The following is a 10567-nucleotide window of genomic DNA, read 5'->3' as shown; positions in this document are numbered from 1 at the left end:
CCGTGTGCCCGGGGCACGTTGATCGACCACAGGCCGCTCTGCGAGAACGCGTCGAGTTCAGGCAGCGGCCGGCGCCCGGTGCGGTCGCGCTCGGACGCCCCGACCCGGAACTCCGCCGCGAGGCGCGTGGCGATGCGAAGAGCTTCCGCGTCGTCGCGGATGATATGGGCGGGCTCGGACGAACGCACCGGACCGGGGGCGCCCTCGGGCAGGCGATGGGATTCGAGCACCTGGGCGCTGACGGCGATGTTCATGGGCAATTCCTGCGTGAGGGCGGCGGATCGGCTCAGGCGGCCTCGGCCCGCTGGCGGCGCGCCTCCTCGAGGGCGCGCACCCGCGGGATCACGTGCGCGCCGAAATACGCGACCTCCTCCTGGAAGTGCAGGAAGGCGAGGAGTGCCAGATCCACCCCGACATCCTTCAGCGCCACGATGCGCTCGGCGATCTGGTCGGGCGTGCCGATCAGGTTGGTCTTGAAGCCGTCGTTGTACTGGACGAGATCCTCGAAGCTGGATTTGGCCCAGTTGCCCTCCCCCTCCGGCGAGGCCTTGCCGGCGTTCTTCGCCTCGTGGCCGAAGGCCTTCACGGCGTCGGGGTCCGCGTGGTCTATGATCTCCTGCAGGACGGCGCGGGCCTCATCCTCCGTGTCGCGCGCGATCACGAAGGCGTTGACGCCGACCTTGACGGAATGCCCGTTGGCCCGAGCCTTCTCCTGGATGTCGTCGACCTGGGCCTTGATGCCCTCCGGCGTGTTGCCGTTGGTGAAGTACCAGTCGGACACCCGCGCGGCCATGTCCCGCGCCGCCTGAGACGAGCCGCCCTGGAAGATCTCCGGCTGCGGATCGGCGGGCTTCGGCTTCAGGGTGTAGTTGCTGTAGCGGTAGAAATCGCCCCGGAAGGTGAAGTCGTCCTGGGTCCAGATCCCGCGCAGCGACCGGATGAATTCCTCCGAGCGGCGATAGCGCTCGTCGTGGTCCAGCCAGGGCTCGCCGATGGCGCGGAACTCGCCCGAGAACCAGCCCGAGACCACGTTGACGGCGATGCGCCCCTCCGTGAGCTGGCTGATCGTGGCGATCTGCTTGGCCGCGAGCGTCGGGTTCCAGGGGCCGGGCAGGAGTGCCGCGATGACCTTGAGCTTGCTCGTGGCGGCCAGCAGCGCGTGGCTGAAGGCGACGGATTCATGCTGGTACTCGGCCCCGTAGCCCGCCGTGAAGCGGATCTGCGTCAGCGCGTAGTCGAAGCCGGCCTCCTCGGCGATCTGCGCGAGGCGGCGGTTGTAGGGCGCGTCCCAGCTCGTGCGCTGGGGGACCTTGCTGATGACGAGGCCGCCCGAGACGTTGGGCACCCAATAGGCGAACCGGATCGGATCGCCGCTGTCGCGGGTTGACGGTTGAAAGCCCATGATGACACCCAGATGTTCGGATGACGCGCCAAGGACAGACGCATCATGATGCCGATTTTGAGAAATGAATACAAAGTTCAGGCGAGGCCGGATCGCGGTCTATCGCGGGGCTGATCCTGTCTTTATTCCAATCCTGTGTTCGTTTGTCAGGATTGCTTGGACGGCGGCCCGCGTCAAAGGAACCAAACGGCTTTTTTCGGCAGGTCCGGGAAAGTCCCTTCTCCCGCCGGCACCCGGCGCCGAAGGTTTGGTGTGTCCGGGCCGAACCCGGGATCGGAGGCACTCGGAGCGCGCTCCTCGATCTGCCCGGAATTCACGCGCCCGTGCTCCCCGTCCGCCGATGAAAGCGGCGAACCATGGAGAATGCCTGAGTTTCGGGCGCATTCGCCCGCAAAATCCAATCAATCCTGCAGGCATTGTCTCGTCAGCACTCTTTGTGGGCAATCGGATGCTGATAAGGTGTGCATCTGCTCTAAATGATCGATCTTGGAAGCTTGTGATGAGAAATGATATTGCCTGACGAAACCGGTTGTTTAAGGACGCGTTAACCGGTCGATTCCTACGCTCTGATCATCGATCATTTGCCGGTCATCGATCATTTGAAGTCCGAAGCGCTCGACATCGGTTCACCCAGGAACATCGTCATGCTGGCCGCGTCCCGCCAACCGCTCGTGATCCTCCTCGCCGGAGACGAGCTGACTCGCTCCATCACGACGAGCTGCCTGGAGATGTCGGGCTACGACGTGATTGGCGCCCGCACCGCCGGTGAGGTCGAGAGCCTGCTCCTGGCCCAGCCCGGCGCGCGCCGGGTCGACGTGCTCGTGACCGATGCCGACGTGCGGGACACGGTGGACGGCCTCTCGCTGGCCACGGTGGCGCGCTGCCTCGATGCCGAAGTGGGCGTGGTCTACACCGCCCGCTCGCCCCGCCTGCTGGACCCCGAGGCGCTGGTGCCGGGCGCGCTCTGCCTGCGCACGCCCTATCACGGGCATCAGATCGTCGCCCTGGTCGGAACACTGCTGGCGCCATCCGCCCCTCGGAGCGACCTCGACCGCGCCGCCGCCTGAATTCGCGGGCCGACCCATCCGGAATACGGATTCGCGCCGCCGGTGCGGCGGTGTATGAACGCGGTCCCGGCGCCCGCGGCAATGCCCACGCGCCGTCGTCCCTGGCGCGGTTCGTGCGCGGATGCCGGGCTCGAGCCACACGCGGAACCCGATGATCAGCGCCTTCGACCTCTTCAAGATCGGGATCGGCCCGTCGAGTTCCCACACCGTCGGCCCGATGGTCGCCGCGCGCCGGTTCCGCGCCCGCACGCTGCGCCTTCCCGGCCTCGCCCGGATCCAGGCCGAGATCTTCGGCTCGCTCGCATGGACGGGGCGCGGGCACGGCACCGATGCGGCGATCTTCCTCGGGCTCCTCGGCCACGAGCCGCAGAGCGTCGATCCCGATGCGGTGGCCGGATACGTGGCGGACCTCGTCACTGGAAAGCGCCTGGCGCCTGGCGGCCCGGCCTTCGATCCGGGCGCGGACCTCGCCTTCAACTTCACGGACGTGCTGCCCCTCCACACCAATGCCCTGCGCTTCCGGGCGCTCGACGCCGCGGGCGCCATCCTCGACACCGAGACCTACTATTCCGTGGGCGGCGGCTTCGTGGTGACGGAGGCCGAGGCCGCGCCCGGCGCCGAGGCGGCCTGTCCCCGGCCCTATGCGAGCGCGGCGGGCTTGCTCGCGCTCTGCGCCCAGGACGGGCTGACGATCGCGCAGGTGCAGTTCGCCAACGAGTGCGGCATCCGCTCGCCGGAAGCGGTGGAGGCGGGGCTCGATGCCATCCGCGATGCGATGTTCGCCTGCATCGACCGGGGCCTGGTGCAGACCGGCGAACTCCCCGGCGGCCTCAAGGTGCGCCGCCGGGCCAAGCGCCTGCACGACGACCTGACGGCGGGGCGCCTGCTCAACGCCCGGCCCGCGCACGAGATCGTCGACTGGATCAGCCTCTACGCGCTCGCCGTCAACGAGGAGAACGCCTCCGGCGGCCGGGTGGTGACGGCGCCCACCAACGGGGCGGCCGGCATCGTCCCGGCGGTCCTGCGCTATGCCCGCGACTACTGCCCCGACTGGTCGGACGCGCGGTCCCGCGAATTCCTGCTCACCGCCGCGGCGGTGGGGGGGCTGATCAAGACCCACGCGTCGATCTCCGGTGCCGAGGTCGGCTGCCAGGGTGAGGTCGGCTCGGCCGCCGCGATGGCGGCGGCGGGGCTCGCGGCCTTCCTCGGCGGGACCGTGGCCCAGGTCGAGAATGCCGCCGAGATCGCGATGGAGCACCATCTCGGCATGACCTGCGATCCCATCGGCGGCCTCGTGCAGGTGCCCTGCATCGAGCGCAACGCCTTCGGGGCCAACAAGGCGGTGGTGGCCGCCTCCCTGGCCCTGCGCGGCGACGGCATCCACCGCGTCAGCCTCGACGAAGTCATCGAGACCATGCGCCAGACCGGGCACGACATGCAGGCCAAGTACAAGGAGACCTCGCTCGGTGGCCTCGCGGTCAACGTCGCCGCCTGCTGAGCTCAGCGGGCGAGATCAACACGGTTGTCCAAGTCTGTTCCAAGCTGAACCGCAGACTATCCGCGGCCGACCTCGCGGTTACGTGGTCCGCCTTCATGGAACGGTGCGGGGACCCTCGGCATTGAGTGGGCCGAGGGGCTCACCCGGACGGCGGATGCAAGCACGGGTCCGATCCGCCGTCTTCAGATCAGGACAGCGCCATGATCAACTTTCCGCGTCGAGCCCGTCTCGCCGCCAGCCTCGTCCTGTGCCTGGCGGGCATCGGCGGCGCGTCCGCCCAGACCGACGAGGCCGCGCCGCAGACGCCACGCCCCACCCTGCTGGTCCACGGGCATTATTGCGGCCCGGGCAATGACGGCATGGATGTCGAGCCGGTCGATGCCCTCGACGCCGCCTGCCGCAAGCACGATGCCTGCACGCCGGATGGCGGCCTGCCCTCGTGCGGCTGCAACCGCACCCTCAAGCAGGATGCCGCCCGGTTGGCCGCCAGCCCTCGCGAGCCGGACGACGAGCGGGCCATGGCGGGCCTGGTCGCCCGGGCGACCGACCTGATGCTCTGCACCGACGACGTGGCCGGCGTCGCGCAGTAGCGCCTCGTCCTCCGAGGACCCCGATGGATCGGGGCCCTCGGCGAGGTGACTATTGTCCGTCGATGCGCTGGCCCAGCAGCGCGATGGCGCGCTGATAGACCGACGCCGCGTTCCAGCCCTGGATCGCCGCGAAGTTCGGCTCGCCCGGCTGGTAGCCGGCCCCGGCCCGCCAGCCATGGCCCTTCAGGAAGTTCGCCGTGGAGTTCAGGGCGTTGGCCGAGCTGTCGAGGCTACCGCCGACGCCGTAATTCAGGACGTTCTTGGGCAGGAACTGCGTGTGGCCGACCTCGCCGTGGGCCGCGCCCCGGGTGTTGGCGTTGAGGACGCCGCGATCGACCAGGGTGAGGGCGGCGTAGAGCTGGTCCGTGAAGTATTCCGAGCGCCGGCAATCGTAGGCGAGCGTCGCCACCGCCGAGAGGGTGTTCACGTTCCCCTTCACCGCGCCGAAGCCCGTCTCCATGCCCCAGATCGCCAGGAGGGGACCGGGGGGCACGCCGTAGCGCTGCTCGATCGAGGCGAAGAGCGCCGCGTTCTGCGCCTTCAGCGCCCGGCCGCGCGACACGATGGTGGTGCCGCCGCGCTTGGCCAGGAACTGGTCGAGGGAGAGCTTGAAGCTCTTCTGCCCGCGATCGGCCGAGATCGTCGCCGTCGAGTAGGACGTGCCCATCAGCGCGGCGAGGCTCGCCGCGCTCGCCCGGCCCCGAGCCTCCTCGGAGAATTCGCGCTTCCACGACTCGAACCCGGCCGCGGTGTTGCCGCACTGCGCCGCATCGGCCCGGCCCGTCAGTCCGAGGAGGCCCGCGAAGGCCACCGCGAACCACGGCGCCCGATTTCCACTACCGATCATTCCCAAACTCCCCAGCAGACCGCGCTCGCGCGCCGCCGCACGTCTCGATTGTCTGTCCCTTGGCCGGACCAAGGCTACAAACGTGGGGTGAAGTCGAGCCTCTTTGCGGCAATTTTGGTCCTGCTTCGGGCTCCCGCCTCCCGTTCCACGCAAGTCTTCGGCGACCGTGTCTTCGCTGCACGGATTCGAACATCGCCCATCGTGACGACAGAGCTCGGCCGCAGCTTGGCCCCGGGGCGGCCTGCGCCGTGCAGTCGAACCCAGGACACGTCAACAAGCGTCCCGGATCGCGGCAAGCATGTCCCAGTTCAAAACACTCCGTGCGCGTTTGAGCCAGCGCCCGGCATTGTCCCTCGTCCTCATCCTGTGCGCGACGGCGCTCCTGATGTGGGTGCCCATCCTCGCCCTCAGCCATGAGCCGATCTGGTTCTGGTGACCCTGCCGCCCCGCTCAGGCGCGGGCGCCGCGCGCCTGCAGGTAGGCGCCGAGGAGATAGCCCGCCTGCAGGGCGGCCAGATGCGCAAACAGCACCAGCACGCCCACCAGCGAGACCTCGCCGCGGATCATCCAGGCCAGGACCGAGAGGGCCAGCACCACGCCGGAGAGGCCGAAGGCCAGCATCACGCGGCTCCAGAGGCCGACGACCATGCCGCCCAGGAACAGGATCAGGGCGACCAGCATCGGCACGTCTTCCCGCGATCGGATCTCGTCGAATCGGGTGCGATGTTCATGCCGGTCCGGTCTGCCAGTCGCTCGTGCCCGCGGCAACAGAGCGAGCGTTACGCCGCCGGAACCCAAGGATTGGTTGACGGGGGCCAGGGATCTCGCCGAGGGATCGGGTCGCGCGTCGTCCGCCTGGGCCGAACCCGGGCGCGACGCTTGCCCCATCCCGGGGACGGAGGACAAGCTGCATGCGGTGCCGCGCCCGACGCCTTTCCCTCGCCGCCGGCCTCCTCGCCGCCGGCCTCCCGGCCTTCGCTCCGGCGGGGCCGGCGCGGGCCGAGATGCAGAACCCGCAAGCCACCCTCCCGGCGGCCTCGGACTGCCTCGGCGAGGTCGCCCGCGAGGCGCGCACGCGCGGGGTCCCGGAGGCGATCGCGGCGCGTCTGACCGACCTTCCGCCCGATCCGGAGGTCGTGGCGGCGACGCAGAACCAAGCGGAATTCGTCAAGCCGATCTGGTCCTATCTCGACGCCAACCTCACCGAGGCGCGCATCGCCGAGGGGCGTGCCAAGCTCGCGGACTGGGCCCCGACCCTTGCGGCGATCGAGGCGCGCTACGGCGTCGACCGGCACATCCTGGTGGCGTTCTGGGGCGTCGAATCCACCTATGGGAGCGTTCTCGGCGATCCCACGATCGTGCGTCCGGTTCTGCGCTCCCTGGCGACGCTCGCCTGCAATCCGACGCCGCGCGCACCCTACTGGCGCGGCGAGCTGGTGGCGGCCCTGGAGATCCTGGCCCAGGACAAGCCGCCCGCCGAACCCCTCACCGGGTCCTGGGCCGGCGCCATGGGCCACACCCAGTTCATGCCCACCGTCTACCAGGCCTACGCGGTGGATTTCGACGGCGACGGCCGGCGCGACATCTGGACCTCGGTGCCCGATGCCCTCGCCTCCACGGCGAACTACCTCAAGGCGATGGGCTGGCGCCCGGGCGAGCGCTGGGGCAGCGAGGCGCGCCTCGCCGAGGGCTTCGACTATGGGCTCGCCGACGAGACCACGGAGCGCAGCTTCGGCGAATGGCGCGCCCTCGGGGTGGAGGCGACCGATGCGCCGGCGGACGAGGCCGCGCGGGCGACCCTGATCGTCCCGGCCGGTGCGCGCGGGCCCGCCTTCCTGCTCCAGCCGAACTTCCGGATGATCCTGCGCTACAACACGGCGCTCGCCTATGCCCTGACGGTGGCCCACCTCTCGGACCGTCTGCGCGGGGCTCCGGCCTTCGCGCGGGACTGGCCGCGCGCCGATGCCATGCTCAGCGCGGAGGCGCTGAAGGGCCTGCAGGCCCGGCTCACGGATCTCGGTTTTCCGGCGGGGGCCGCCGACGGCAAGCCCGGGCCGCGCACGCGGGCGGCCCTGCGGGCCTATCAGGCCGCGCGGGGCCTGACGCCGGACGGCTACGCGGACGCGGCGCTGGTCGAGCGCATCAAGGCCGGACCGTGAGACGCGGCCGTCCTCCGCTCTCCCGAACGGTGCGCCTGCCATGACCGACGATGTGACACCGGAAGCCAGCCTCGCCCGGGATCCGGACTTCTTCCGCCTCCTCGTGGACAGCCACGCCCGCGTCGTCGGAGCGCCGCTATTGCTGGCCCCGCGCGATGCGGACTGGCTCTACGCGCAGGCGCCCTTCGCCCTGCTGGCCCATGACGGCGGGGCCGACCCGCGCTTCACCTACGCCAACCGCACGGCCCAGGCCTGCTTCGAATACGCCTGGGACGAGATCGTCGGGCTGCCCTCGCGCCTGTCCGCCGAGGCCCCGGAACGGGCTGCGCGCCAGCGCCTCCTCGACGCGGTCGCCCGGGACGGCTTCGCCACCGGCTATCGGGGCATCCGGATCGCCAGGTCGGGCCGCCGCTTCTGGATCGAGGACGGCGTGGTCTGGCAGCTGCGCCGTCCGGACGGCTCGGTGGTGGGGCAGGTCGCGACCTTCGCCGCGTGGCGGGACGCCTGACGAGGCGCGCGCCCCTGCCCCGGCCTCAATCGTCGCCGGGGTCGGGACGGACACCGCCCGCCACCGCCGCCCACAGGCGCTCGGCCGGCGGGCTCTGGCGGGCGCGGGCGCGGTAGAGGCGGATCTCGATGGCGATGTCCCGCTCGGGCTGCCCTGCGCGCACCAGGGTGCCGCGCGCCAGATCGTCGGCGACGAGGCTCATCGGGGCGAAGGCGAGGCCGCGCCCGTCCCGGGCCATGGCCACCAGCACCGAGGCGAGATGCGAGGTGAAGCTCGGGATGAGCCGCGCCTCGCTCTCCTCAAGGGCGCGGGTGGCCGCGAGGATGCGCCCGAGGCCGGATTCGCCGCTGAAGGCCAAGAGCGGGATTGGCGCTTCGGACGGGCCTGACAGGCGGAACAGCGGCCCCGCCCCGCCGGGTTCGGGGGCGCTCACCGCCAGCAGCCGGTCCGTGCCCACGCAGATCCCCCGGAACTGGTCCGAGGTCATGAAGGTCGTGGCCGCCGGGTGATGGTGGCAGAGCAGGAACTGCGCCTCGCCGCGCAGCATCACGCCCTCGCAGGCCGCCATGTGGGCCGCCGTGAGGTGGATCGTGGCGCTCAGGGGCTCGCGCGCCTCCAGGGCCCGCAGCCAGGGCGGGAAGAAGGTCAGCGACAGGGCCTGGGTCGCGGCAAAGCGCAGGGTCTCGGCGGCGTGGCGACCCGCCTCGCGCGCCGCCTCGCGGCCCTGGTAGAGCCGCCGCAGGGTCTCCTCCGCCACGGGACGGAAGCGCACGCCCGCCGCCGTCAGGGTCACGGGCTGGCCGTCGCGATCGAAGAGCGGGCTGCCGACCCATTCCTCCAGGGCCCGGACCCGGCGGCTGAAGGCCGGCTGGGTGATGCCGCGCTGCTCGGCCGCCCGGGAGAAATGGCCGCCATCGACCAGCGCCAGGAAATCCTCCAGCCAGGCGGAATCCATCGTGCGTTCGCTCGCTCACACCTGTCGTCGCCGCGTTCCCATCGAGCATGCGAGGCCCTCCGGCCAGGGTCAACCGGCCGGCCCTTTGCCGCCCCGGCATCACCTCATGCCGCAACGGCATTGGCGTCCCGGGCGCGCCTGAGGTTCATTCGCCGGGTGAACCCGACCTCGCCGGAACGCGCGCCGCGCGCGCCACGGCCCAACGCGTCGGGCACGAGGGACGCCATGCAGATCGCCGCGCAGGCCGGAAAACGGCCGTTCTACAAAATCCTCTACGTCCAGGTCCTGGCCGGCATCGCGCTCGGGGTGGCCCTGGGCTACGCCAGCCCGGGCCTCGCCATCGAGATGAAGCCGCTCGGCGACGCCTTCATCAAGATGATCAAGATGATCATCGGCCTCGTGATCTTCTGCACGGTGGTCGCCGGCATCAGCGGCATGAGCGACATGAAGAAGATGGGCCGGCTCGGCGGAAAGGCGCTGCTCTATTTCGAGATCGTCTCCACCCTGGCGCTCCTGATCGGCATCGCCGTCGGAAACATCCTCCAGCCCGGCGCCGGCTTCAACGCCGATCCGACCAAGCTCGATGCCAGCGCGGTCACCCGCTATGCCGGTCAGGCCAAGGAGCACGGCACCGTCGACTTCCTCCTCGGCATCATTCCCAACACCGTCTTCGACGCGCTGACCAAGGGCGAGATCCTGCCCGTGGTCTTCGTCGCCGTGCTGTTCGGAATCGTCCTGTCGAAGATGGGCGAGGCGGGGCGCCCCTTGCGCGACCTCGTCGATGCCGCCGCCAAGTGGGTCTTCGGCGTCATCAACGTGCTGATGCATTTCGCACCCTTCGGCGCCTTCGGGGCGATGGCCTACACCATCGGCAAGTTCGGCATCGGCTCGCTGGGCCAGCTCGCCGGCCTCATCGGCACCTTCTATCTCACGGGCGCGATCTTCGTGGTCGGTGTCCTCGGGCTGATTTCGCTCTGGGCCGGCTTCAGCCTGTTCCAGCTCCTGCGCTACCTCAAGGAGGAGCTGCTGATCACATTGGGTTCGAGTTCCTCGGACGCCGCCCTGCCCTCCCTGATGGAGAAGCTCCAGCATCTCGGCTGCTCGAAGCCCGTGGTCGGGCTCGTGGTGCCCACCGGCTACATCTTCAACGCCGATGGCACCTGCATCTACATGACCCTCGCCGCCCTCTTCGTCGCCCAGGCCACCAACACCGATCTCAGCCTGATGCAGCAGGCCGCGATCTTCGCCGTGGCGATGCTGACCTCGAAGGGCGCCTCCGGCATCACCGGCGCGGGCTTCATCGCCCTGGTCGGCACGCTCTCGGTGGTCCCGACGATTCCCCTCGCCGGCATGGCGCTGATCCTCGGCATCGACCGCTTCATGAGCGAGGGCCGCGCCATGGTGAACATCATCGGCAACGCGGTGGCGACGGTGGTCATGGCGAAACTCGAGGGCGAACTCGACGTGGCGCGCATGCGGGCGGTGCTGGCGGGCGACCTCGTGGAGGATTACCCGATCGCGGGCGAGACCGCCTCCGAGGC

Annotated in this window: 11 protein-coding genes and 1 pseudogene; 7 read left to right on the top strand and 5 right to left on the bottom strand. The window is 70.1% G+C overall.

The window, feature by feature from the left end:
* Nucleotides 1–254 (bottom strand): annotated as a pseudogene (locus tag JWQ05_RS19215) (SfnB family sulfur acquisition oxidoreductase); the annotation flags it as partial.
* A 32-nt stretch (nt 255–286) separates the two neighbouring features.
* Entirely contained in the window at nt 287–1402 is a 1116-nt protein-coding gene (gene sfnG, locus JWQ05_RS19210; RefSeq protein ID WP_299662022.1) for a dimethylsulfone monooxygenase SfnG, read from the bottom strand.
* Between the two features lie 644 nt (nt 1403–2046).
* Here sfnG and JWQ05_RS19205 point away from each other — a divergent pair.
* From JWQ05_RS19205 to JWQ05_RS19195, 3 genes are all read left to right on the top strand, one after another.
* The gene (locus tag JWQ05_RS19205) at nt 2047–2469 is read left to right on the top strand and encodes a response regulator (RefSeq protein WP_299662020.1); all 423 of its coding nucleotides are present in this window, start codon (nt 2047–2049) and stop codon (nt 2467–2469) included.
* Nucleotides 2470–2620: 151 nt separating this feature from the next.
* Nucleotides 2621–3967, top strand: a complete 1347-nt coding sequence (locus JWQ05_RS19200) for an L-serine ammonia-lyase (protein ID WP_299662018.1) — start codon at nt 2621–2623, stop codon at nt 3965–3967.
* Between the two features lie 200 nt (nt 3968–4167).
* Complete coding sequence (locus JWQ05_RS19195; protein WP_299662015.1) at nt 4168–4557, top strand: hypothetical protein; 390 nt, start codon at nt 4168–4170, stop codon at nt 4555–4557.
* 49 nt (nt 4558–4606) lie between these two features.
* Here JWQ05_RS19195 and JWQ05_RS19190 read toward each other — a convergent pair whose 3' ends face one another.
* Nucleotides 4607–5404, bottom strand: coding sequence for a lytic transglycosylase domain-containing protein (locus JWQ05_RS19190; RefSeq protein ID WP_299662012.1), 798 nt, complete (start codon nt 5402–5404; stop codon nt 4607–4609).
* Between the two features lie 298 nt (nt 5405–5702).
* Between JWQ05_RS19190 and JWQ05_RS19185 the strand changes: the two genes are divergently transcribed.
* Complete coding sequence (locus tag JWQ05_RS19185) at nt 5703–5840, top strand: hypothetical protein (protein ID WP_299662009.1); 138 nt, start codon at nt 5703–5705, stop codon at nt 5838–5840.
* Nucleotides 5841–5854: 14 nt separating this feature from the next.
* Here JWQ05_RS19185 and JWQ05_RS19180 read toward each other — a convergent pair whose 3' ends face one another.
* The gene (locus JWQ05_RS19180; protein WP_299662007.1) at nt 5855–6085 is read right to left on the bottom strand and encodes a hypothetical protein; all 231 of its coding nucleotides are present in this window, start codon (nt 6083–6085) and stop codon (nt 5855–5857) included.
* A gap of 230 nt (nt 6086–6315) precedes the next feature.
* Between JWQ05_RS19180 and JWQ05_RS19175 the strand changes: the two genes are divergently transcribed.
* A complete protein-coding gene (locus JWQ05_RS19175; RefSeq protein ID WP_299662005.1) occupies nt 6316–7563 on the top strand; it encodes a lytic murein transglycosylase in 1248 nt (415 codons plus the stop codon).
* A gap of 40 nt (nt 7564–7603) precedes the next feature.
* On the top strand, nt 7604–8071 hold the full coding sequence (locus JWQ05_RS19170; protein ID WP_299662002.1) for an MEKHLA domain-containing protein: 468 nt from the start codon (nt 7604–7606) through the stop codon (nt 8069–8071).
* 25 nt (nt 8072–8096) lie between these two features.
* Here JWQ05_RS19170 and JWQ05_RS19165 read toward each other — a convergent pair whose 3' ends face one another.
* On the bottom strand, nt 8097–9026 hold the full coding sequence (locus JWQ05_RS19165; protein ID WP_299661999.1) for a LysR family transcriptional regulator: 930 nt from the start codon (nt 9024–9026) through the stop codon (nt 8097–8099).
* A 225-nt stretch (nt 9027–9251) separates the two neighbouring features.
* On the opposite strand from JWQ05_RS19165, the gene JWQ05_RS19160 reads away from it, so the two are divergent.
* A partial coding sequence (locus JWQ05_RS19160) for a dicarboxylate/amino acid:cation symporter (protein WP_299661997.1) occupies nt 9252–10567 on the top strand: 1316 nt, incomplete at its 3' end.

Source organism: Methylobacterium sp. (assembly GCF_028290105.1).
Lineage (GTDB): Bacteria > Pseudomonadota > Alphaproteobacteria > Rhizobiales > Beijerinckiaceae > Methylobacterium.
Note: the sequence above shows the minus strand (reverse complement) of the source record. Positions and strands in the feature narration are given on the sequence as shown.

Excerpts from the sequence above, each read along its gene's own strand:
- sfnG (WP_299662022.1), bottom strand. The coding sequence starts at position 1,402 with ATGGGCTTTCAACCGTCAACCCGCGACAGCGGCGATCCGATCCGGTTC.
- JWQ05_RS19205 (WP_299662020.1), top strand. The coding sequence starts at position 2,047 with ATGCTGGCCGCGTCCCGCCAACCGCTCGTGATCCTCCTCGCCGGAGAC.
- JWQ05_RS19200 (WP_299662018.1), top strand. The coding sequence starts at position 2,621 with ATGATCAGCGCCTTCGACCTCTTCAAGATCGGGATCGGCCCGTCGAGT.
- JWQ05_RS19195 (WP_299662015.1), top strand. The coding sequence starts at position 4,168 with ATGATCAACTTTCCGCGTCGAGCCCGTCTCGCCGCCAGCCTCGTCCTG.
- JWQ05_RS19190 (WP_299662012.1), bottom strand. The coding sequence starts at position 5,404 with ATGATCGGTAGTGGAAATCGGGCGCCGTGGTTCGCGGTGGCCTTCGCG.
- JWQ05_RS19185 (WP_299662009.1), top strand. The coding sequence starts at position 5,703 with ATGTCCCAGTTCAAAACACTCCGTGCGCGTTTGAGCCAGCGCCCGGCA.
- JWQ05_RS19180 (WP_299662007.1), bottom strand. The coding sequence starts at position 6,085 with ATGCTGGTCGCCCTGATCCTGTTCCTGGGCGGCATGGTCGTCGGCCTC.
- JWQ05_RS19175 (WP_299662005.1), top strand. The coding sequence starts at position 6,316 with ATGCGGTGCCGCGCCCGACGCCTTTCCCTCGCCGCCGGCCTCCTCGCC.
- JWQ05_RS19170 (WP_299662002.1), top strand. The coding sequence starts at position 7,604 with ATGACCGACGATGTGACACCGGAAGCCAGCCTCGCCCGGGATCCGGAC.
- JWQ05_RS19165 (WP_299661999.1), bottom strand. The coding sequence starts at position 9,026 with ATGGATTCCGCCTGGCTGGAGGATTTCCTGGCGCTGGTCGATGGCGGC.